This is a genomic window from Aminobacter sp. MDW-2 (assembly GCF_014250155.1).
Classification (GTDB): domain Bacteria; phylum Pseudomonadota; class Alphaproteobacteria; order Rhizobiales; family Rhizobiaceae; genus Aminobacter; species Aminobacter ciceronei.
Genome location: NZ_CP060197.1, coordinates 3,643,583 through 3,664,839, shown reverse-complemented (window position 1 = coordinate 3,664,839; position 21,257 = coordinate 3,643,583). Strand labels below are relative to the sequence as shown.

The 21,257-nt window shown below is 63.7% G+C and carries 20 protein-coding genes and 1 riboswitch; of the genes, 14 read left to right on the top strand and 6 right to left on the bottom strand.

Annotation, left to right across the window (positions count from 1 at the left end; genetic code table 11):
• Positions 1-74 precede the first annotated feature (74 nt).
• Together H5P29_RS18140 and H5P29_RS18135 are read left to right on the top strand one after the other, a co-directional pair.
• A complete protein-coding gene (locus H5P29_RS18140) occupies positions 75-1,202 on the top strand; it encodes an S-(hydroxymethyl)glutathione dehydrogenase/class III alcohol dehydrogenase (protein WP_067957500.1) in 1,128 nt (375 codons plus the stop codon).
• On the top strand, positions 1,202-1,675 hold the full coding sequence (locus tag H5P29_RS18135) for a GNAT family N-acetyltransferase (RefSeq protein ID WP_154384169.1): 474 nt from the start codon (positions 1,202-1,204) through the stop codon (positions 1,673-1,675). The genes H5P29_RS18140 and H5P29_RS18135 overlap by 1 nt, the downstream gene beginning before the upstream one ends.
• A gap of 6 nt (positions 1,676-1,681) precedes the next feature.
• On the opposite strand, the gene H5P29_RS18130 is transcribed toward H5P29_RS18135, so the two are convergent.
• Entirely contained in the window at positions 1,682-2,026 is a 345-nt protein-coding gene (locus H5P29_RS18130) for a cupin domain-containing protein (RefSeq protein ID WP_154384168.1), read from the bottom strand.
• 65 nt (positions 2,027-2,091) lie between these two features.
• Here H5P29_RS18130 and H5P29_RS18125 point away from each other — a divergent pair, with 65 nt between their 5' ends.
• The 8 genes from H5P29_RS18125 to gcvP all read left to right on the top strand — a co-directional run bounded on the left by H5P29_RS18125 (position 2,092) and on the right by gcvP (position 10,199).
• A complete protein-coding gene (locus tag H5P29_RS18125; RefSeq protein WP_067961755.1) occupies positions 2,092-2,565 on the top strand; it encodes a YaiI/YqxD family protein in 474 nt (157 codons plus the stop codon).
• The gene (locus H5P29_RS18120) at positions 2,562-3,218 is read left to right on the top strand and encodes a DUF1345 domain-containing protein (RefSeq protein ID WP_067961752.1); all 657 of its coding nucleotides are present in this window, start codon (positions 2,562-2,564) and stop codon (positions 3,216-3,218) included. The genes H5P29_RS18125 and H5P29_RS18120 overlap by 4 nt, the downstream gene beginning before the upstream one ends.
• Before the next feature lie 117 nt (positions 3,219-3,335).
• Positions 3,336-4,211: a cytochrome b/b6 domain-containing protein gene (locus H5P29_RS18115; RefSeq protein ID WP_083948573.1), complete on the top strand. Its 876-nt coding sequence runs from the start codon at positions 3,336-3,338 to the stop codon at positions 4,209-4,211.
• Between the two features lies 1 nt (position 4,212).
• Entirely contained in the window at positions 4,213-5,004 is a 792-nt protein-coding gene (locus H5P29_RS18110; RefSeq protein WP_154384167.1) for a molybdopterin-binding protein, read from the top strand.
• A gap of 159 nt (positions 5,005-5,163) precedes the next feature.
• Positions 5,164-5,544: a helix-turn-helix domain-containing protein gene (locus tag H5P29_RS18105; protein WP_185910122.1), complete on the top strand. Its 381-nt coding sequence runs from the start codon at positions 5,164-5,166 to the stop codon at positions 5,542-5,544.
• 119 nt (positions 5,545-5,663) lie between these two features.
• Positions 5,664-5,750: riboswitch (glycine riboswitch) on the top strand.
• A 149-nt stretch (positions 5,751-5,899) separates the two neighbouring features.
• Positions 5,900-7,000 carry a glycine cleavage system aminomethyltransferase GcvT gene (gcvT, locus tag H5P29_RS18100; RefSeq protein ID WP_154384165.1) on the top strand — a complete coding sequence of 367 codons (1,101 nt, stop codon included), beginning with the start codon at positions 5,900-5,902 and terminating at the stop codon, positions 6,998-7,000.
• Between the two features lie 5 nt (positions 7,001-7,005).
• A complete protein-coding gene (gcvH, locus tag H5P29_RS18095; protein WP_154384164.1) occupies positions 7,006-7,374 on the top strand; it encodes a glycine cleavage system protein GcvH in 369 nt (122 codons plus the stop codon).
• A gap of 14 nt (positions 7,375-7,388) precedes the next feature.
• Positions 7,389-10,199: an aminomethyl-transferring glycine dehydrogenase gene (gene gcvP, locus H5P29_RS18090; RefSeq protein WP_154384163.1), complete on the top strand. Its 2,811-nt coding sequence runs from the start codon at positions 7,389-7,391 to the stop codon at positions 10,197-10,199.
• Positions 10,200-10,703: 504 nt separating this feature from the next.
• On the opposite strand, the gene H5P29_RS18085 is transcribed toward gcvP, so the two are convergent.
• Positions 10,704-11,879, bottom strand: a complete 1,176-nt coding sequence (locus H5P29_RS18085) for a diguanylate cyclase (protein ID WP_185910121.1) — start codon at positions 11,877-11,879, stop codon at positions 10,704-10,706.
• 256 nt (positions 11,880-12,135) lie between these two features.
• On the opposite strand from H5P29_RS18085, the gene parE reads away from it, so the two are divergent.
• On the top strand, positions 12,136-14,196 hold the full coding sequence (gene parE, locus H5P29_RS18080) for a DNA topoisomerase IV subunit B (protein ID WP_067961737.1): 2,061 nt from the start codon (positions 12,136-12,138) through the stop codon (positions 14,194-14,196).
• A gap of 31 nt (positions 14,197-14,227) precedes the next feature.
• On the opposite strand, the gene H5P29_RS18075 is transcribed toward parE, so the two are convergent.
• The gene (locus H5P29_RS18075; protein WP_154384161.1) at positions 14,228-15,349 is read right to left on the bottom strand and encodes a DUF2336 domain-containing protein; all 1,122 of its coding nucleotides are present in this window, start codon (positions 15,347-15,349) and stop codon (positions 14,228-14,230) included.
• A 147-nt stretch (positions 15,350-15,496) separates the two neighbouring features.
• Between H5P29_RS18075 and H5P29_RS18070 the strand changes: the two genes are divergently transcribed.
• Together H5P29_RS18070 and H5P29_RS18065 are read left to right on the top strand one after the other, a co-directional pair.
• Positions 15,497-15,952, top strand: a complete 456-nt coding sequence (locus H5P29_RS18070) for a MaoC family dehydratase (protein ID WP_067961733.1) — start codon at positions 15,497-15,499, stop codon at positions 15,950-15,952.
• On the top strand, positions 15,952-16,833 hold the full coding sequence (locus H5P29_RS18065) for a CoA ester lyase (RefSeq protein ID WP_154384160.1): 882 nt from the start codon (positions 15,952-15,954) through the stop codon (positions 16,831-16,833). Before H5P29_RS18070 ends, H5P29_RS18065 begins: the two co-directional genes overlap by 1 nt.
• 3 nt (positions 16,834-16,836) lie before the next feature.
• Here H5P29_RS18065 and H5P29_RS18060 read toward each other — a convergent pair whose 3' ends face one another.
• Both H5P29_RS18060 and H5P29_RS18055 read right to left on the bottom strand, forming a co-directional pair.
• Positions 16,837-17,442, bottom strand: a complete 606-nt coding sequence (locus H5P29_RS18060; RefSeq protein ID WP_067961731.1) for a flavin reductase family protein — start codon at positions 17,440-17,442, stop codon at positions 16,837-16,839.
• Positions 17,443-17,447: 5 nt separating this feature from the next.
• Positions 17,448-18,032, bottom strand: a complete 585-nt coding sequence (locus H5P29_RS18055) for a nitroreductase (RefSeq protein ID WP_067961729.1) — start codon at positions 18,030-18,032, stop codon at positions 17,448-17,450.
• Positions 18,033-18,171: 139 nt separating this feature from the next.
• Here H5P29_RS18055 and H5P29_RS18050 point away from each other — a divergent pair, with 139 nt between their 5' ends.
• A complete protein-coding gene (locus H5P29_RS18050; protein ID WP_067961726.1) occupies positions 18,172-19,140 on the top strand; it encodes a hypothetical protein in 969 nt (322 codons plus the stop codon).
• Positions 19,141-19,234: 94 nt separating this feature from the next.
• Here H5P29_RS18050 and thrS read toward each other — a convergent pair whose 3' ends face one another.
• Positions 19,235-21,211 carry a threonine--tRNA ligase gene (gene thrS / locus H5P29_RS18045; RefSeq protein WP_067961724.1) on the bottom strand — a complete coding sequence of 659 codons (1,977 nt, stop codon included), beginning with the start codon at positions 21,209-21,211 and terminating at the stop codon, positions 19,235-19,237.
• Between the last annotated feature and the right edge of the window lie 46 nt (positions 21,212-21,257).

Sequence of the window (21,257 nt, the reverse complement as noted above, 5' to 3'; positions counted from 1 at the left end):
GTTGCCTGCGGCGGCAAAACCTGAAACCTTGCCGACAACAATTTTTCCTCTGAGTAGATATAAGGACGATCGCCATGAAAACCCGCGCCGCCGTTGCTGTTGGAGCCGGAAAGCCGCTCGAGATCATGGAGGTGGACCTCGAGGGGCCGCGCGAGGGCGAGGTGCTGGTCGAGATCAAGGCGACTGGCATCTGCCACACCGACGAGTTCACGCTGTCAGGCGCCGATCCCGAAGGCATCTTCCCGGCCATTCTCGGCCATGAGGGTGCCGGCGTCGTCGTCGATGTCGGCAAGGGTGTCACCTCGCTCAAGAAGGGCGACCACGTCATTCCGCTCTACACGCCGGAATGCCGCTCCTGCCCGTCCTGCCTCAGCCGCAAGACCAACCTCTGCACCGCGATCCGCTCGACGCAAGGCCAGGGGCTGATGCCTGACGGCACCTCGCGCTTCTCGATCGGCAAGGACAAGATTTTTCATTATATGGGCTGCTCGACCTTCTCGAACTTCACCGTGCTGCCCGAGATTGCGCTCGCCAAGGTCAATCCGGACGCGCCCTTCGACAAGATCTGCTATATCGGCTGTGGCGTGACGACAGGCATCGGCGCTGTCATCAACACCGCGCGCGTCGAGATCGGTTCGACGGCCATCGTCTTCGGCCTCGGCGGCATCGGCCTCAACGTGCTGCAGGGCCTCAGGCTTGCCGGCGCCGACATGATCATCGGCGTCGACATCAACAATGAGCGCAAGGCCTGGGGCGAGAAGTTCGGCATGACGCATTTCGTCAATCCGAAGGAGGTCGAGGGCGACATCGTTCCTTATCTGGTCAACATGACCAAGCGTGGTGCCGACCAGATCGGCGGTGCCGACTACACCTTCGACTGCACCGGCAACGTCAAGGTGATGCGCCAGGCACTCGAAGCATCACATCGCGGCTGGGGCGAGTCGATCGTCATCGGTGTCGCCGGCGCCGGCCAGGAGATTGCGACGCGTCCGTTCCAGCTGGTCACGGGCCGGACCTGGAAAGGCACCGCCTTTGGCGGCGCACGCGGCCGCACCGACGTGCCGAAGATCGTCGACTGGTACATGGAGGGCAAGATCCAGATCGACCCGATGATCACCCATACGCTGAAGCTCGAAGACATCAACAAGGGCTTCGACCTGATGCATGCAGGCGAAAGCATCCGCAGCGTGGTCGTCTACTGATGAGCGGCATCGCATATGAGGTCGACGTAAGATCGCTCGACGAGCTGTCGCCGCGCGACCTCTATGCGATGCTGAAGATGCGTCTCGATGTCTTTGTCGTCGAGCAGAAATGCGCCTTTCCCGAGATGGACGGCAAGGATCCCGAGGCGCTGCACCTCAGGCTGCTTGCCGGCAAGGAATTGCTGGCCAGCACGCGCATCCTCGCCCCATCGGGCCATGACGATCCGGCCTATATCGGCCGGGTGGTGGTCTCTCCTGATCATCGCGGCAAGCGCCTCGGCGACAAGCTGATGGCCGAATCCATAGCCGCCTGCGAAAGGCTCTTTCCGGACCGGCCAATTGCGCTTTCGGCCCAAAGCCATCTCGAGAAATTCTACGCGTCCTTCGGCTTCGACACAGTGTCGGACGAATATCTCGAGGACGACATCCCGCATGTCGACATGCTCAGGCCTGTCCCGCGCGCAAGCGCCTGACGGGGCTTACTCCAGCCAGGTCGTGTCGAAGGCACCGGCTACATGCAGGTCGGTCGTCTCCAGCCGTCCAGGCCCGAGATTGGCGAATTTGTGCGGCGTGTTCGCCGGCGCCACCAGGATCTGCCCGGCCTCCGCTTCGATCGTCTCGTCGCCGACGGTAAACAACGCCCGGCCGACACGGACGATGAACACCTCCGGATAAGGATGCGTGTGCAGCTTCGGCCCGCCGCCGACCTTGTCGCTGCTGAAGAACACCACCGAGACATCGGCGCCGAAAGCGCCGCCCTGGAACTCGCCGTGCCAGGTATCGGGCTTTTCGGCCCATTGTTCGCGATTGATCAGATGTGCCATGCTCGGTCTCCGTTCGACGCGCCAGACCATAATCAAAGAACTGCCTTCCCGGAACCGTGCCTGAAATGACTGAAAATGCCCCTGTGATCTATGTCGATGCCGACGCCTGCCCGGTGAAGGACGAGGTGGTGAAGGTCGCCGAACGGCTGGACCTCGTCGTCACCTTCGTGTCAAACGGCGGCTTGCGCCCGTCGCGCGATCCGATGATCCGCAACGTCGTGGTCTCAAAGGGCGCCGACGCCGCCGACGACTGGATCGTCGAAAACGCGCGCGCCAACGACATCGTCATCACCGCCGACATCCCGCTCGCCGCGCGCACCGTGGCGCTTGGCGCCCATGTGCTCGGCCCGACCGGCAAGCCGTTCACGCCGGAGACCATCGGCATGGCGGTCGCCATGCGTGATCTGAAACAGCACCTGCGCGAAACCGGTGAAAGCAAGGGCTACAATGCCTCCTTCTCCGCCCAGGACCGCTCGCGCTTTCTCGGCGCGCTCGACCAGATGGCGCGAAGGGCTGTGAAGTCGGTGCAGGCACAATGAAGCCGTTCGGCCGCCATTTCATTTTCCTGGCAAGCGCCGGCATCGGGGTGGCGGCGCTCGCCGTGGCAATGCTGCTCCAGCATCCGCTCAGCTACAGCATCGCCGCCAATACGTTTTTCGCCACTTACATACTGCTTGTCCTGCGTGAAATGCCGCGACTGACGGCGGACTTCCTCAGCCGGCGCGCCCAGCAGGCCGACGAGCCGATCTGGATCATCTTCTTGGTGACCATCGGTATCGTCGTGGTCGCCGTCGGCTCGCTATTCGTGCTGATGAATGCCAAGCAGGTTCCGCATCCCTCCTGGCTGGCGTTTTCGCTGCTGTCGCTGCCGCTCGGCTGGCTGACCATCCACGCCATGGCGGCCCTGCACTACGCCCGCCTCTACTGGAAAGGCGACACCAAGGCCGATGCCGCGTCGACACGCAGCCGCAAGCCGGTCGGCGGCCTGATCTTTCCCGGCACAGAACGCCCCTGTGGCTGGGATTTTCTCTACTTCGCCGTGGTCATCGGCATGACGGCGCAGACCGCCGACACCAACATTTCGTCGACGCACATGCGCCAGGCAGCGCTTGTCCATTCGGTCCTGTCGTTCTTCTTCAACACCATCATCGTCGCCGCGGCCGTCAACCTGGTGGTCTCACTCGCAAGCTGATTTCACGCCGAAGTCACCGCCGCAGCGAAACAATTCCCGACGCCAAAGCGTAATCCTCTGCGAAAGGGCGTAAGATGACGCCCCCGCAATCGCCGATGCCACGGGAGATCGGGTGTTATGGAAAGCCAGGCGCACATGCTGCAGCAGGCGAATGACGCGAAAGCGTCAGGCACCCGCGGCGAACTCGTCTATCGGCAGACACGCTGGACACGCCTCACCCATTGGATCTGGGCAGTGTCGCTGTTTTTCCTGCTGCTGAGTGGTCTGCAGATCTTCAACGCCCACCCCGCGCTCTACATCGGCAAGCAGTCAGGCTTTGCTTTCAGCAACGACGTGCTGGTCATCGGTGCTGAAAATAGCCCAACGGGACCAGTCGGTTACACGACGATCCTGGGAAACAGATTCAACACGACGGGTGTGCTTGGCCTGTCGGGATCGGCCGCCAATCCAAACGGGCGCGCGTTTCCGGCATGGGCGACGATTCCGTCCGGCCAGGATCTCGCCACCGGCCGCGTCGTGCATTTCTTCTTCGCCTGGGTGCTCTCAGGCACGTTGCTCGTCTGGCTCGTCGCCAGCGCCATCAACGGCCATCTGCGTCGCGATCTTGCGCCAAGCGTCAACGATCTGCGCAACCTGCCGAAGGACGTCGCCGACCACGCCAGGCTGAGGTTCCACCATAGCCGCAACTACAACACCTTGCAGAAGCTCGCCTATGGTGGCGTGCTGTTCGTGCTTCTGCCGCTGATGATCGTCACCGGGCTTGCCATGTCGCCGAGCATGAATGCAGCCGTGCCGTTCCTCGCCGACCTGTTGGGCGGACGCCAGACCGCGCGCACCATCCACTTCGTCACCATGGCGCTGCTCGTCGGCTTCTTCGTTGTCCACATGCTGATGATCCTGGCGGCGGGACCGATCAACGAACTGCGCTCGATCGTCACCGGCTGGTATCGCACCGACCCACCGCAACGCGACCGTCGCGAAGGGAGCGCCTGAGATGCCCAAGTTCCAGCTCAACCGCCGGCGCTTCCTCACAACAGCTACGCTCGGTGCATCGACACTTGCACTCTCCGGTTGCGACGCCTTCGATTTTCTCGCCGATCGCGACAACGGCGTGCGCAATGTCCTCGAGGGTGCCAACGACCTGACATACCGCGTCCAGCGGCTGCTCGCCGGCCGCGAGTCGCTGGCCCAGGAGTTCACCGAGGCCGACATTCGGCAGCCGCAACGCCCCAACGGCATCACTGCACCCGACGACAGTGTCTACAAATCCCTTCAGTCGGGCGACTTCGCCGACTGGCGGCTGGAGGTGACGGGCCTGGTCGAAAAGCCGCTATCGCTTACGCGCCAGCAACTGATGAACATGCCCTCGCGTACCCAGATCACCAGGCATGACTGCGTCGAGGGATGGAGCTGTATTGCCAAATGGACAGGCGTGCCGATGGCGCTCGTACTCGATGCCGCCGCGGTCAAGCCCAATGCCCGCTACGTCGTCTTCCACTGCCTCGACACCATCGAACGAAGCCTCTCGGGCGAAGTCAAATATTACGGCTCGATCGATCTGGTCGACGCGCGGCACCCGCAGACAATCCTCGCCTATGGCATGAACGGCATGCCGCTGCCGGTCGAAAACGGCGCACCGCTTAGGGTGCGTGTCGAACGACAGCTCGGCTACAAGATGCCGAAATACATCCACAAGATCGAGCTGGTCGACGGCTTCGGCGCCATGGGCCTTGGTAAGGGGGGCTATTGGGAAGACCGTGGCTACGACTGGTACGGCGGCATCTGACGGACGATCGCAAGCGCCATTGATAGTCACGCTTATTCAATAGCTTGACCGATTTTTCGTATCTTGCGGTTGCGCATCCGGGCTCGCTGGCCGATGCTCGCGGCATGCCGCCCAGACATTCGGCGGTCCAAATCCAACATACGACAGGAGGCCCTTCTGGTGTCCGACACCACGAACATCTATGAGCAGACACCCGATCTCGACACCATTGGCGGACGCCTGTCGCGTGCGCGCGAAGCAAGCGGCCTGAGTGCTTCGGAACTTGCCTGGCGCCTCGGGGTCAAGACCGCCACCATCAATGCCTGGGAGCGCGACCGCTCGCAGCCCGGGGCCCATCGCATCGCCAAGCTGGCCGGCCTGCTCGGCACCAGCATTTCCTGGATCCTGCACGGCATCGGTCCTGCGCCGCGCGAAGACGACCTGTCCGCCGCCTCGGTTTCGTTGCAGATGGAACGGCTGCTACGACTGCACCGCCAGACCGGCAACCTGATTGGCCAGCTCGAGCGCGACCTGCGCAAGCTGGAATGTGCCGGGACCTGACCCGGACCACCCGGAAGTATTGGTTGGGACTATCCATCCGGTGAATAAGCACTGCGCGGACAGGTGACAAAGTGTCGTCGGTGGGATATTGACGACTCGTCTGGAGCCTTTGCGGGCTCCACCTGTTTGCGGGAGAGAGCAGCGAAAGCTGACGCCGAAGGGGAAATCGCCCGAAATCTCTCAGGCAAAAGAACCGTAAACAGGAAGGACACTCTGGAAAGTCGGGACCTTGGTCCCGCGCCGAAGGTGTAAGCGCTGCCGACAGAGTTCCGGAGCGCGAGTCTCTCAGGCTTCAGACAGAGGGGCACGGAATGGCTGCCACAAGCGGCTGGACACGTGCGACTCTGGAGAAGACATGACAGGCGAAGCCACCAACCAACTCCCACTTGCAGATCTGCATGCAGCCGCCGGTGCGCGCTTTGGCGCCTTTGCCGGCTGGAACATGCCGCTGACCTATCCTGCCGGCGTGATGAAGGAACACCTTCACACCCGGGAGCATGTCGGCCTGTTCGACATCTCCCACATGAAGCTGTTCCTGGTCACCGGCCCGGGGGCCGCCGACCTCATCAACCGCGCCTGCCCGCTCGATGCGCGCGCGCTTGAGACCAGGCAGTCGAAATACACCTTCTTCCTGACCGAGACCGCCGGCATCATCGACGACCTGATCATCACCCGTCTCGGCGACGAGCGTTTCATGGTGGTGGCCAATGCCGGCAACGCAGCGACCGACGAAGCGCATCTGCGTGCGCTGGCCAAAGACTTCGACGCCACGATCGAGCCGCTCGACCGCGTCTTCATCGCGATCCAGGGCCCCGAGGCGGCCACAGTGCTCGGCAAGGCCGGCATTGCCACCGACGCGCTGTTCTTCATGCAGGGCTTCGAGCCGCGCGCCAACTGGTTCATGAGCCGCTCCGGCTATACCGGCGAGGATGGTTTCGAGATCGGCCTGCCGGAGGCAGACGCGCGCGAATTGCTTGCCAAGCTTCTGGCCGACGAGCGCGCCATGTGGATCGGCCTTGCCGCACGCGACAGCCTGCGCCTCGAAGCCGGGCTCTGCCTGCATGGCAACGACATCACCCCCGACAACGACCCTGCAAGTGCCGGCCTGATGTGGGCGATCCCCAAGGACCTGCGTGCAGACGGCGGCTTTATCGGCCGCGCGGCACTTGCTGCGATCCTCGCCGACGGCGCCAAGGAAAAGCGCGTCGGCCTGAAGCCTGAAGGCCGCCAGCCGGTGCGCGCCGGCGCCGAGCTGTTCGATGCCGACGGCAAGCTGATCGGCCGCGTCACCTCGGGCGGCTTTGGCCCGTCGGCCGGATTCCCGGTCGCCATGGGCTATGTCTCCGCGTCGCTGGCCAAGGCCGGCACCCGTGTCTTCGCCGACGTCCGCGGTACCAAGGTGCCCGTCGACGTTCATTCTCTTCCCTTCACGCAGCATCGCTACCGCAAAGGATAATTTCCATGACCAAGACCTATTTCACCGAAGACCACGAGTGGATCCGCGTTGAAGGCGACATCGCTACCGTCGGCATTACCGACTACGCCCAGGAACAGCTTGGCGACCTGGTCTTCGTCGACCTGCCGGAAGCCGGCCGCAAGCTCGCCAAGGGCGACGTCGCCGTGGTCGTCGAGTCGGTCAAGGCCGCCTCGGACGTCTATGCGCCGATCGACGGCGACATCACCGAAAGCAACGCAACGCTCTCTTCCGACCCGGCGCTCGTCAATTCGGCTGCCACCGGCGACGGCTGGCTGTGGAAGATGAAGATCGCCAATGCGGGCCAGCTCGACGGCCTGATGGATGAAGCGGGCTACAAAGCCCATATCGGTTGACAGGATCGCCTGAGATGACCACCGCACCCTATCCCTTTTCGGCCCGCCACATCGGGCCTGGTCCCAAACAAACCCGCGCCATGCTGGCCGCCATCGGCGTAACCTCCGTGGAAACGCTGATTTCGCAGGCTGTGCCGAAGTCGATCCGGCTCGACCGCGCGCTCAACCTGCCGGCCCCGGCGAGCGAACATGAGGCGCTTGCCGAGCTCGGCGAGAAGATGGGCCGCAACAAGGTGCTGAAGAGCTTCATTGGTGCCGGCTATCACGGCGTCAACGTGCCTCCGGTCATCCAGCGCAACCTGTTCGAGAACCCGGCCTGGTACACCGCCTACACGCCTTACCAGGCCGAAATCAGCCAGGGCCGCCTGGAGCTCCTGTTCCACTTCCAGACGCTGGTCGCCGAACTGACCGGCCTGCCGGTCGCCTCCGCCTCGCTGCTCGACGAAGCAACCGCCGTTGCCGAAGCGGTCGGCATCGCGCTGCGCCATCACCGCGACAAGCGCAGCCGCGTCGCCATTGCCGGTGCAGCGCACCCGCAGGTCCTCGACGTCGTTCGTACCCGCGCCGAGCCGCTGGGCACCGAGATCGACGGCGAGACCATCGACGACAACACGGCAGCGCTGATCGTTTCCTGGCCCGACACCAACGGCGTCTATGGCGACCACAAGGCGGCGATCGAGAAGGCCAAGGCCGTCGGTGCGATCGTCATCTTCGTCTCGGATCCGCTCAGCCTGACCGTTACCGACACGCCTGCCAGCCTCGGCGCCGACATCGCCGCAGGGTCGATGCAGCGCTTTGGCGTGCCGATGGGCTTTGGCGGTCCGCACGCAGCATACTGCGCCGTCTCCGACAAGCTGACCCGCCTGATGCCTGGCCGCCTCGTTGGCCAGTCGGTCGACAGCAAGGGCCGCCCCGGTTACCGCCTCGCACTGCAGACCCGCGAACAGCACATCCGCCGCGACAAGGCGACGTCGAACATCTGCACCGCACAGGCCTTGCTCGCCAACATGGCGGCATCTTATGCCATCTGGCACGGCTCGGTCGGCCTGCAGGCGATCGCCGAGCGGGTCCACGCGCTGGCCAGCCGTCTCGCCGAGAGCCTGAAAGCTGCCGGCCTGCCGGTGCTTGGCGACAAACGTTTCGACACCGTCACCATCGAGGCCAAGGGCAAGGCCGAGGCTATTGCCGCCGAGGCCGAGAAGACCGGCCGCCTGCTGCGTGTCATCGACGCCGACCATGTCTCGGTCGCCTTCGACGAGACCTCGACAGCTGCCGATCTCGAAGCGATCGCTGCCCTGTTTGGCGCAAAGGTCGTGGCCGAAGCCAAGCGTTCGCTGCCGGGCCAGCCGCGCGGCAAGGAGTTCCTGACCCAGTCGGTGTTCCACCAGAACCGCTCGGAAACCGACATGATGCGCTTCCTGCGCAGGCTGGCCGACAAGGACCTGGCGCTCGACCGCGCCATGATCCCGCTCGGCTCCTGCACCATGAAGCTCAATGCCGCCGCCGAGATGATGCCGGTCAGCTGGCCGTCGGTCGCCAACCTGCATCCATTCGCGCCGACCAGCCATTCGCTCGGTTATCGCGCGATGACCGACGACCTCGAAGCATGGCTGTGCGAAATCACCGGCTTCGACGCCGTCAGCCTTCAGCCGAATGCCGGCAGCCAGGGTGAATATGCCGGCCTTCTGGCCATCCGCCGCTATCACCATTCGCGTGGCGAGACGCAGCGCAACATCTGCCTCATCCCGTCCTCGGCGCATGGCACCAACCCGGCCAGTGCTGCCATGGCCGGCATGGACGTTGTTGTCGTGCACTGCCTCGAAGATGGCGACATCGACGTCACCGACCTCAAGGTGAAGGCCGAGCAGCACGCCGACAAGCTCGCGGCGCTGATGTTCACCTACCCCTCGACGCATGGCGTGTTCGAGGAAGGTGCGCGCGACATCTGCGAGATCGTCCATGCCCATGGTGGCCAGGTCTATTTCGACGGTGCCAACCTGAACGCGATGGTTGCGCTTTCGCGGCCCGCCGACATCGGTGCCGACGTGTGCCACATGAACCTGCACAAGACGTTCTGCATTCCGCATGGCGGCGGCGGCCCCGGCATCGGCCCGATCGGCGTCAAGTCGCACCTGGCGCCGTTCCTGCCAGGCCATGTCGAAATCGGCAGCGCGCATGCGGTCTCGGCGGCTCCCTTCGGCAGCGCCTCGATCCTGCCGATCACCTGGATGTACATCCGGATGATGGGCGCTTCGGGTCTCAAGCACGCGACGGAGACGGCGATCCTCAATGCCAACTACATCGTCAGCAAGCTCGAGGCGCACTATCCCGTGCTGTTCAAGGGCCGCAACGGTCGTGTCGCGCATGAGTGCATCCTCGACACCCGCGTGCTCAAGGAGCGTGCGGGCATCTCGGTCGAGGACATCGCCAAGCGCCTGATCGACTACGGCTTCCATGCGCCCACCATGTCGTGGCCGGTTGCCGGGACGCTGATGGTCGAGCCGACCGAGTCCGAGCCGAAGCACGAGATCGACCGTTTCTGCGAAGCGATGATCGCCATCGCCAACGAAGCGGCAAAGGTCGAAAAAGGCGAATGGCCTAGGGATGACAATCCGCTGGTCAACGCGCCACACACGGCGACCGAGACGCTGGCCGGCGAGTGGAAGCACCCCTACTCGCGCCTCGAAGCGGCCTATCCCGGCGGCGATCCCGACACTGTCGCCAAGTACTGGCCGCCGGTGTCGCGCATCGACAACGTCGCCGGCGACCGCAACCTGGTCTGCGCCTGCCCGCCGCTGAGCGAGTACCTCGGCGCAGCCGAGTAACCTGACCCGGCGAACACCTTCATCGGCGGCGCACCTCACGGGCGCCGCCGATTTGATTCATAGCCTGTCGGCTTAAACCGCAGCGTACGCCGAAATGGCCGTTCGTCAGAGATCGAACGGGTGGCCCAACGGGGTCGGGCTACGCAACTTTGATGCAGTGTTCAGTTCGGGAAACTCATTCAGTATCGGTACAACAGTCTCGACAAACATGTTTCCCATGGCGATTCCCACCGCCGTCCTCAACTCAACAAAGTCTTTGTCGGAGATTTTGCCTTGGCAATCCAAAAGAAGGTCGTTTAGTAGAACTCTACTTTCTACCGCTATATCAAGAAGGCGTTCGAATGCCTCTCGCCTCTCCATCGCACTCTCCGACTCTTTGCTTTACTTTGTAAATCAAGCTCTCGCATCGCGACATCAAAGGCAACCATCACCCGCCTGCCTGTGCAGCCAATCCGGAGTGAGCCCTGCAGCTAGGTCGGACAATCGTCGGGTTCGCCGATGCTATCAAGCAAACAGCAGTTCCGGCTCGCGATAAGCCTTGCTGCCCGCATTTCCAGCCGTCGCGACGCGGTTGCGGCCGGCGCGCTTGGCGGCGTAGAGCGCAGCATCGGCTCCAAGCAGCATCTGTTCGACCGTGCGCGGCTCATCATCGCCGAAACACACGCCAACGCTGACCGTGCTCCGGAGCGGGCCGAGCTTGGTGCCGACGACCTCGGCGCCGAAAGACGCGCCAATCTTGCGCAGGACGTCATAGACCTCCAGCGTGCTCATTCCCGCGATGACGATGGCAAATTCCTCGCCACCGAGCCGGAATACCTCGACGCCGTCGCGCGATTGTCTTCTGACAACATCGGCAAAACGCTGGAGCACCCGGTCGCCCACGGCATGGCCGAAGACATCGTTGGTCCGCTTGAAGTGGTCGAGATCGGCCATGGCGAGAGCCCGGCGTTCACCGAACTGCGTGTCGCCATGCAGCGACGTAAGCGCCCGGCGGTTCATCAGCCCCGTCAGCGGATCGGTCAGCGTTTCCTCGGTCAGCCGGCTCTGGGTGCGCAGATGGTGGAACGAGATGGTGAGTGCCCCAAGTGCGGTCATGCAGGCAACGACCACGACAGTATTGACGTCCTCGGCCCAGTTCCTGGGCACGCTGCCGAGCACCCACTGCTTCTGCTGCACGATGACGAAGGCGCATAGCGCGAAGGATATGGCGCTGCTGCCGGTAAGCAGCGAGACCGGGGCCAGCACGCGGCGGTCGACCTCCTTGCTCGTCCAGAATGCGGTCGCGGTCATGACGAGGATGCCTGTTACCGCCGAATAGGCGATGACAAAGCCGAGGCCGTCGAAGCCCGCCGCGGTGACCACGACTGTCAGGACGATGATCGCGGCGACCGGAAAGGCTGCGGGTTTCGACCAGCCGCGCTCGATATACTGGTCGGCGGAGGTGAAGACGACGAAGAAGCCGGCGACGAGCAGCGCCAACATGCCCTGCCCGAGCCATGAGGAGGCATGGCGACCATAAAGCCAAAAGGCGATGACATGGGTGACAAGAAGTAGTATTCCCACCGCCATCGTGAGAACGAAACGGGACTGACGCGCCGTCAGCCAGATCGCGACGAGTGTTCCGCTCAGACACGCACCCGACAGGGCCGTGGCGAGCAACAGGGAACCAAAGTCAAGCACGGGGGCGCGGCCTTCCTGATGTCCGAATGTTCGGGCAGCAGTTATTGGACATTCCGGGTCAGCCGCAACCTTACATTGCCGCGCCATCGTCAGCTGAGTGCTGCGACTTCGGTTAGCGTTTACGAAAGGTTGCGCCGGCCCTGCCAATTCCGGCATATCGAACGGGCGGGGGACGAACAGATCAGGAACTGTTGCCGGACCGGCAAAACTGGCAAACTCGACAAGTGATTCGCAGCGCGGAACAACCGTATTGAGCATGGACGACAACAGCGACCTTTTCGGCAATCTCGGCAACCAGCCTGCACGCCCCGTTTCCCGTCCGGTTGACCCGCTGGTCGCGGCGGCCGCGGCGGCGAAGCGCCCTGCTCCGGCAAAGGACGCCAGCGACAGCTACAGTGCTGCCGATATCGAAGTTCTCGAAGGCCTGGAGCCCGTCCGCCGTCGCCCCGGTATGTATATCGGCGGCACCGACGAAAAGGCGCTGCACCATCTCTTTGCCGAAGTCATCGACAACTCGATGGACGAGGCGGTGGCTGGCCATGCGACCTTCATCGAGGTCGAACTCGACGCCGAGGGGTTCCTCACCGTCACCGATAACGGTCGCGGCATCCCGGTCGATCCGCACCCCAAGTTCAAGAACAAGTCGGCGCTCGAGGTCATCATGACCACGCTGCATGCCGGTGGTAAGTTCGACTCCAAGGTTTATGAGACCTCGGGCGGCCTGCACGGTGTCGGCGTTTCGGTCGTCAACGCGCTCTCCGACCAGCTTGAAGTCGAGGTGGCGCGCAACCGCAAACTGTTCCGTCAGCGTTTTTCGCGCGGCGTCCCGCAGGGCGGGCTGGAAAGCCTTGGCGACGTCCAGAACAGGCGCGGCACCAAGGTGCGCTTCCACCCCGACCCGGACATCTTCGGCAAGGGCGCGCATTTCGAACCGGCACGCATCTACAAGATGGCGCGCTCCAAGGCCTATCTGTTCGGCGGCGTCGAAATCCGCTGGAGCTGCGATCCCACGCTGATCAAGGAAAAGGACGAGACGCCTGCCAAGGCCGTGTTCCACTTCCCCGGCGGTCTCGGCGACTATCTCAAGGCCTCGCTCGGCAGTGAGATGCAGGTCACCCGTGAAATCTTCTCGGGCAAGAGCGAGAAGCAGAGCGGCCACGGCTCGGTCGAATGGGCCGTCACCTGGTTCGGCGGCGACGGCTTCATCAATTCCTATTGCAACACCATCCCGACCGGCGACGGCGGTACCCACGAAATGGGCTTCCGCAACATTCTGACGCGCGGCCTGCGCGCTTATGCCGACCTTGTCGGCAACAAGCGCGCCTCGATCGTCACCAGCGAAGACGTGATGATTTCGGCCGCCGGCATGCTGTCGGTGTTCATCCGGGAACCGGAGTTCGTCGGCCAGACCAAAGACAAGCTGGCCACCGTCGAAGCGATGCGCATCGTCGAGACGGCGATCCGCGACCCGTTCGACCACTGGCTCGCCGACAATCCGCAGGAAGCGTCGAAATTGCTCGACTGGGTGATTGCGCGCGCCGACGAACGCGTGCGCCGCCGCCAGGAAAAAGAAGTGTCGCGCAAGAGCGCAGTGCGCAAGCTGCGCCTGCCCGGCAAGCTGGCCGACTGCACGCAGAATGCCGCCGCCGGCGCCGAATTGTTCATCGTCGAGGGCGACTCGGCAGGCGGCTCGGCCAAGCAGGCACGCGACCGCTCGATGCAGGCGATCCTGCCGCTGCGCGGCAAGATCCTCAACGTCGCCAGCGCCGGCAACGACAAGCTGGCATCGAACCAGTTGATCGGCGACCTGATCCAGGCGCTCGGCTGCGGCACGCGCTCGAAATACCGCGAAGAGGACCTGCGCTACGACCGCGTCATCATCATGACCGACGCCGACGTCGACGGCGCGCACATCGCCTCGCTTTTGATCACCTTCTTCTACCAGGAGATGCCAGAGCTCGTCCGCGGTGGGCACCTCTACATGGCGGTGCCGCCACTCTACTCGATCCGTCAGGGCGGCAAGGTCGCCTATGCCCGCGACGACGCCCACAAGGAGGAGTTGCTGAAGACCGAGTTCACCGGGCGCGGCAAGATCGAGATCGGTCGATTCAAGGGCCTCGGCGAGATGATGGCCTCGCAGCTCAAGGAAACGACGATGGACCCGAAGAAGCGCACGCTGCTGCGTGTCGAGGTCAATGAGAGCGAAGACGACACCAAGAGCGCCGTCGACGCGCTGATGGGCACCAAGCCGGAGCTGCGTTTCCGCTTTATCCAGGAACGCGCCGAGTTCGCCGCAGCGGACGCGCTGGATATCTGATCCGGATTTGAATGAAGAAAGCGGCCCGCCGTCAGGCGGCCGCTATCGCCAGAGCGTGGCCGCGGGCGTTTTCACGCAGGGCTTCGAGGTGGATCGACTTCACCAAAGAGGCCAATTCGCCTTCGGCTGCCTGGCCACCCAGTTCCTTGAGCATCAGCCAGCTGACTTCCTGGGCACCGGCGACACGACGGCCATTGGCAACTTCGCGCCAGATCTTCAGCGCCCGCAGGATGATCGCGTGTGACGCATCGGCGAGGCCGGCGGAGCGCAACAGCGCTGTCAGAGCGACGTCTTGCCCAGCAGAAAGCAGCGCCCTCACCCGTGGTTCGTCGCGACCGGTCAGGACGACAAGGGCAGCGCCGAAGAAATCGACCTTGCCATGGGCAAGGATGCGGATGATGAAGCTTGCGGTCAGGTCGCCGCGCAACCTGAGATGTTCGACAAGCGCCATGTGTTCGTTGGCGCGGGTGCCCTCGATCAACGTCAGCGAAGACTTGACGCAGGCATCGCGCGTCACCTTTTCGGCGCGCGCGGCGCCCATCAATGCCATGACGAAGGGCGAGGCCTTCAAGGCCTCGCCAAGCTTGACCAGCAGCAGGTGCCGGCAATCGGACGGCAGGCGCGGATCGGCGGCAAGTGCCTCGCGCACGTGCGCATCATGGCCAAAGCGCTCAGCCATGCGGCGGAAGCTCAGCGAGGCGATGTCGGCGCCATAATTCCGCAGCAGGACGACGCAGGCTTCGGCCTCACCGACTTCAGCGATCGCAGCCGAAAGCGACATCGACACGACCGGCCGGTCGGCAACGAGCTTCTGGATGGCAATCGAGCCCGATGCGACGCGGTCGATAAGGTCGGCGTCGGTCAGCAAGGGAGAACGCGCCAGCACCATCGCCGCAACGTCGGGCTGGTCGGCGGCAAGGGCTGCGATGATCTGGAGCGGTGCGTGGACGCTCATCGAAAGCGCCTCGGCCAGCGCCTGGCGCACTTTCGAAGACGGGTCGTCGAGCAGCAGCGTGAGCGCCGCTTCAGCTGCGCAGCGATCCTCGAACGGCATCTCGCGGTTGACATAGGCGCTCGCTAGAGCGGCAGCCGCGGCCGCCCGCTCACCCACCTTGGCTGTGTCTATCCATTTCAGGAAATGCGAAACGACCATCCGCTTTTCTTCGCCCCTGGCAGCAAGCGCCCAAACCCAATGACGACCCTAGGAAGAAAAGGTTTACGAACGGTTCACCATATCCGTTAACCCTTGCCGGGCCGCGAGGCAGCGCCTATCAAATCCGCACAACGGGAGGAGTTGCCGATGGCTGGACTGTATCTTGAGGAATTCGTCGTCGGCCAGGTGATCCGGCATCAGCTCACCAAGACCGTAACCGAGAGCGACAACATGTTCTTCTCGACGATGACGCTCAACCCCCAGCCGCTGCACATCGACTTCGACTTTGCCGCCAGGAGCGAATGGGGCAAGCCGCTGGTCAATTCATTGTTCACGCTCGGGCTGATGATCGGCATTTCAGTGCACGACACGACGCTCGGCACCACCATCGGCAATCTCGGCATGACCGAGACCACCTTCCCGCATCCGGTCTTTCACGGCGACACGATTCGTGTCGAGACGGAGGTTCTTTCGGTGCGCGAATCGAAATCGAAAACCGATCGCGGCATCGTCGAGTTCCTGCATTGCGCCTATAATCAGGACGGCGCGCTCGTTGCCAAATGCCAGCGCCAGGCGATGATGATGAAGAAGAAGGCGGCCTGATGCGCTCGCTGCTGTTCGTTCCAGGCGATTCCGAAAAGAAGCTCGAACGCGGTTTTTCGTCCGGCGCCGACGTCGTCATCGTCGATCTCGAGGATTCGGTCTCACCCGACAACAAGGCGCATGCGCGCGGCGTCGCCGCCGACTTCATCGCCAGCAAGCGCAACGACACCCGCGCGTCGATCTATGTGCGCGTCAATGACCTTTCGACCGGACTCACCGACGACGACCTCAGGGCGATCGTGCCGATCGCGCCAGACGGCATTATGCTGCCCAAGTCGAATTCCGGCGCCGACGTCCAGCATCTCTCTGCCAAGCTGCGTGTGCATGAGGCGGAAAACGGCCTGCCGGACGGCGCCATCCGCATCATCCCGATCATCACGGAAACCCCGGCCGGCGTGCTGGCGACCGGCAGCTATGCCGGCGCAAGTGCCCGGCTTGCCGGGCTGACATGGGGGGCGGAAGACCTTTCGGCGGCCATCGGCGCACGCGTCGCACGCGACAGTGACGGCCGCTACACCGACGTGTTCCGCCTGGCGCGGGCAATGACGGTGCTGGGTGCAGCGGCAGCCGACGTTGCCGCTGTGGACACCGTCTTCGTCAACTTCCGGGATGGCGAGGGCCTGCGCGCCGAGTGCCTCGAAGCCGAGCGTGACGGCTTCACCGCCAAGATGGCGATTCATCCGGACCAGGTCGCCATCATCAACGAGGCGTTCACACCGACCACTGATGCGGTGGCACACGCGGCCTCCATCGTCGCCGCCTTCGAGGAGGCGGGCAATCCGGGTGTGGTCGGCATCAACGGCAAGATGTATGACCGGCCGCATCTGAGGCTCGCCCAGCGCCTGCTGGCCCGGGCGCGTGCTGCCGGCGTCGCCGGCTGAGGTTCAGTCCTCCCAGCGCGGCCGCCGCATCGAGAAGATGGCATCGATCGTCGAATAATCCATGTAGCCGAGGCGCGAGACGTTGCCGGCCTTGACGACGTCGAACAACCCATCGGTCAGATAGGCCTCGTCGATGTGGATGCCGACGACCTCGCCGATGACGACGATGGCGCCGGTCTCCTGCCCGCTCAGACCTCTGGGGCGGAAGATCTCGGTGACCTTGCATTCCAGCGCAGCGGGTGCCTCGGCGACGCGTGGCGGCGCCACCAGCCGCGAAGGCACCGGCGTCAGCCCGGCATAGGCGAACTCGCTGACACCGCGCGGCGCATTGACCGAACTCTTGTTCATCTTCTCGGCCAGGTCGCGCCCGACGAGATTGGCAACGAACTCCCTGGTTTCGCTGGCGAAGGTGGCGCTGTCCTTCTGACCCTCGGAGGAAAACCAAACCAGCGGCGGCTTGCCGGACAGCGCGTTGAAGAACGAATAAGGCGCGAGATTGACCGCCCCATCCTTGCCGACGGACGAAATCCAGCCGATCGGCCGCGGCGACACCAGCGACTTGAATGGGTCATGCGGTAGTCCGTGGCCTTTCGACGGCTCGTAGAACACCTGTGCTAGCCCTCCCAAGGCCCGGCATAGTCAGCATAGAGCTTTGCCACGTCTGGACGCTGGCGCTCCTGTCCGGCGCCATCATAGGAGCCGATATGGACGAAGCCGACAACACGTTCATGCGGCGCAAGGCCAAGCAGTGCGCGGCCCTCTTCGCAATCCGAGTACCAGTTGGTGATCATGTTGGTGCCGTAACCGAGCGCATTGGCTGCGGTAATCAGGTTCATCGCCGCCATGCCGCCCGACAGGAACATTTCCCATTCGGGGATCTTGGGATGGTCCTTGGGGCTGGACACCACGCCGATGACCAGCGGCGCGCGCGAGAATCGGGCAAGCTCCTGGTTGCGTCGGCCTTCCGGCAGCGGTCCTTCCCGGCGTTCAGCCAAGTCAGCCAGCTTCTGGCCGATCTCGACACGCACGTCGCCGCGATAGAGGATGAAGCGCCAGGGCTCCAGCCGGCCGTGATCAGGCACGCGGCTTGCCGCCGCCAGAATGGTGGCGATCTCGGCGTCGGACGGTGCCGGCGCCCGGAGTTCGGGGATCGGCGCGGAGTTGCGGGTCAGCAGGAAGTCGATAATCGGCGATGTCACGGCGCGGGCACTCCTTGGATGTTGGGCTGAAGCGCCTGTCCGTAAATGGTGGCTGCTCTGGCATCGGCGCAGTGCGGTTGAGAATCCATCGCGCCGGAATAGCCTTGAAATTGCCACCGCCTTGCGCTTCAAACAAGGGATGCTGAGGGGATCCTTCCGACTTTTCGCGCCGATTCTGGCTGTCGCGCTGTTCGCCGTGCAGCCTGCGGCCGTTTTCGCGCAGGACGGTGCCGCGGCAATCGACGGGTTGAGCCTTCCCGGCATTTCTAGTTTTGCCTCGCCGCGCGGCGACGAACCGCTGGCGACGGGCGCCCTTGGCGAGATCACGCTGACCGCGCAGCTGACCGACAAGGGCAGCGACATCGGCCGCGGCCTGGTCTGGCGCGTCTTCCGCCCCGAGGCCGGACCCGACGGCAAGCTACCGCTGGTCGCCTCGGCCCAGGGCGGCACCAGCATGTTCCAGCTGCCGCCCGGCAGCTACCTCGTCCATGCCTCCTATGGCCGCGCCGGCGCCACCAAGCGCATCACCGTTGGCAAGCAGGGCAAGCGTGAGAGCCTGGTGCTCGACGCCGGTGGCCTGAAGCTCGACGCCGTGCTTTCCGGCGGCGTCCGCATCCCGCCGGCCAAGCTCAAATTCTCGATCTTCGAAGGTGATTCCACCAGCGACGGCGAACGGGCGCTGATCATCCCCAACGTCGCGCCCAATTCGGTGGTGCGGCTCAATTCGGGCACCTATCACGTCGTCTCGACCTATGGCAGCGTCAACGCCGTCATCCGCTCAGACATCCGCGTCGAAGCCGGCAAGCTGACCGAGGCAACCGTCGAGCACCGCGCCGCAGACGTCACCTTCAAGTTGGTGCGCGAAGCCGGCGGCGAAGCCATCGCCGACACGTCCTGGTCGGTGCTGACGGAGTCAGGCGACCCGCTGCGCGAGGCCGTCGGTGCCTTCGCCTCGATGGTGCTGTCGGAAGGCGACTACACAATCATCGCCAAGAACCGCGATCGCATCTACCAGCGCGACTTCACCGTCGTTGCCGGCCGCAACCAGGACGTCGAAGTCGTCGCCTCGGAAGACGCCGCCATCGACCCCAACGAAGGCGCGGACTAGGCTTCAGCAAGTCGCCTGACTTCCGGACCTCTGAACTGAAAAGGGCGGCATCGAGCCGCCCTTCTTGTTTGTCTCAGGCGTAGGCCTGTTTGTCTCAAGCGGTCAGCGCGCGGCGCCTGTCCGGCGTCATCGCCTCGTCACGCAAAGCAGCGATTGCCTCGTCGAGGCCCATCGACACCTGGTCGCGCGAACCGAGACGGCGGACATTGACGGTCGCCTCTTCCGCCTCGCGCTTGCCACAGACGAGAATGACCGGAACCTTGGCCAGCGAGTGCTCGCGGACCTTGTAGTTGATCTTTTCGTTGCGCAGGTCGACTTCGGCCGACAGGCCGGCGGCCTTGAGCTTGGCAGCGACCGAACGCGCATAGTCGTCGGCGTCCGAGGTGATCGTGGTCACCACCACTTGCTGCGGCGCGAACCACAGCGGGAAGTGGCCCGAATAGTTCTCGATCAGGATGCCGAGGAAACGTTCCATCGAACCACAGATGGCGCGGTGGACCATGACCGGCTGCTTCTTCTCGGAATCCGAGCCGATGTAGAAGGCGCCGAAGCGTTCGGGCAGGTTGAAATCGACCTGGGTCGTTCCGCACTGCCATTCGCGGCCGATCGCATCACGCAGGACGTATTCGAACTTGGGGCCGTAGAAGGCACCCTCGCCCGGATTGATCGACGTCTTGATGCGGTTGCCGGACTGCGCCTCGATGGTCTTGAGCACATTGCCCATGATCTCTTCGGCGTGATCCCATGCCTCGTCGGAGCCGACGCGTTTGTCGGGCCTCGTCGACAGCTTCACCGAAATCTCGTTGAAACCGAAGTCGGCATAGGTCGACAGGATCAGGTCGTTGATGCGCAGGCACTCGGCGGCGAGTTGTTCTTCGGTGCAGAAGATATGCGCATCGTCCTGGGTGAAGCCGCGCACGCGCATCAGCCCGTGCAGCGCGCCCGACGGCTCGTAGCGGTGGACGTTGCCGAACTCGGCGAGCTTCACCGGCAGGTCGCGATACGACTTCAGGCCGTGCTTGAAGATCTGCACGTGGCCCGGGCAGTTCATCGGCTTCAGCGCAAAGACGCGGTCGTCGTCGGTGTCGTCACCAGCAACCGTCACCTTGAACATCGCGTCGCGATACCAGCCCCAGTGGCCCGAGGTCTCCCACAGGCTCTTGTCGAGCACCTGGGGCGCGTTGACTTCCTGGTAGCCCTGCTGGTCGAGGCGGCGGCGCATGTAGCTGACCAGGTTCTGGAACATCTTCCAGCCCTTGGCATGCCAGAACACGACGCCCGGACCTTCCTCCTGGAAGTGGAACAGATCCATCTCGCGGCCGAGGCGGCGGTGGTCGCGCTTCTCTGCCTCTTCCAGCATGTGCAGATACTGGTCGAGCTGGGCCTGGTCAGCCCAAGCCGTGCCATAGATGCGCGTTAGCATCGGGTTGTTGCTGTCGCCACGCCAATAGGCACCGGCGACCTTCATCAGCTTGAAGGCACTGCCGATCTGGCCGGTCGAGGCCATGTGCGGACCACGGCACAGGTCGAACCACTCGCCCTGGGCGTAGATGTTGAGGTTCTGGTCCTCGGGGATCGCGTCGATCAGCTCGAGCTTGTAGGCCTCGCCCTTGTCGCGGAACACCTGCTTGGCCTTGTCGCGCGACCAGACCTGCTTGGTGAACGGCTTGTTGCGGCCGATGATCTCGCGCATCTTCTTTTCGATCGCCGGGAAATCCTCGGGCGTGAAAGGCTCGTTGCGGGCGAAATCATAATAGAAGCCGTTGTCGATGACAGGGCCGATGGTGACCTGGGTTCCGGGCCACAGTTCCTGCACGGCTTCCGCCAGCACATGCGCGGTGTCGTGGCGGATCAGCTCGAGCGCGCGCGGGTCGTCGCGGGTGACGATCTCGACCTTGCCGGACTTGCCGAGCGGATCGGAAAGATCGCGCACGGTGCCGTCGACGGCATAGGCCACCGCCTTCTTGGCCAGCGACTTCGAGATCGACTCGGCCAATGCGGCACCAGTCATTGCCGCGTCGTAGTCGCGGACGGAACCATCGGGGAATGTCAGGGAAACGGAATTCGACAAAGCTCTTCTCCTATCCAGTCCCGCAAACGAGCGCGGGTGGTAAAAA

Coding starts and splice junctions, on each gene's coding strand:
- H5P29_RS18140 (WP_067957500.1), top strand. CDS start 75: ATGAAAACCCGCGCCGCCGTTGCTGTTGGAGCCGGAAAGCCGCTCGAG.
- H5P29_RS18135 (WP_154384169.1), top strand. CDS start 1,202: ATGAGCGGCATCGCATATGAGGTCGACGTAAGATCGCTCGACGAGCTG.
- H5P29_RS18130 (WP_154384168.1), bottom strand. CDS start 2,026: ATGGCACATCTGATCAATCGCGAACAATGGGCCGAAAAGCCCGATACC.
- H5P29_RS18125 (WP_067961755.1), top strand. CDS start 2,092: ATGACTGAAAATGCCCCTGTGATCTATGTCGATGCCGACGCCTGCCCG.
- H5P29_RS18120 (WP_067961752.1), top strand. CDS start 2,562: ATGAAGCCGTTCGGCCGCCATTTCATTTTCCTGGCAAGCGCCGGCATC.
- H5P29_RS18115 (WP_083948573.1), top strand. CDS start 3,336: ATGGAAAGCCAGGCGCACATGCTGCAGCAGGCGAATGACGCGAAAGCG.
- H5P29_RS18110 (WP_154384167.1), top strand. CDS start 4,213: ATGCCCAAGTTCCAGCTCAACCGCCGGCGCTTCCTCACAACAGCTACG.
- gcvT (WP_154384165.1), top strand. CDS start 5,900: ATGACAGGCGAAGCCACCAACCAACTCCCACTTGCAGATCTGCATGCA.
- gcvH (WP_154384164.1), top strand. CDS start 7,006: ATGACCAAGACCTATTTCACCGAAGACCACGAGTGGATCCGCGTTGAA.
- gcvP (WP_154384163.1), top strand. CDS start 7,389: ATGACCACCGCACCCTATCCCTTTTCGGCCCGCCACATCGGGCCTGGT.
- parE (WP_067961737.1), top strand. CDS start 12,136: ATGGACGACAACAGCGACCTTTTCGGCAATCTCGGCAACCAGCCTGCA.
- H5P29_RS18075 (WP_154384161.1), bottom strand. CDS start 15,349: ATGGTCGTTTCGCATTTCCTGAAATGGATAGACACAGCCAAGGTGGGT.
- H5P29_RS18070 (WP_067961733.1), top strand. CDS start 15,497: ATGGCTGGACTGTATCTTGAGGAATTCGTCGTCGGCCAGGTGATCCGG.
- H5P29_RS18065 (WP_154384160.1), top strand. CDS start 15,952: ATGCGCTCGCTGCTGTTCGTTCCAGGCGATTCCGAAAAGAAGCTCGAA.
- H5P29_RS18050 (WP_067961726.1), top strand. CDS start 18,172: ATGCTGAGGGGATCCTTCCGACTTTTCGCGCCGATTCTGGCTGTCGCG.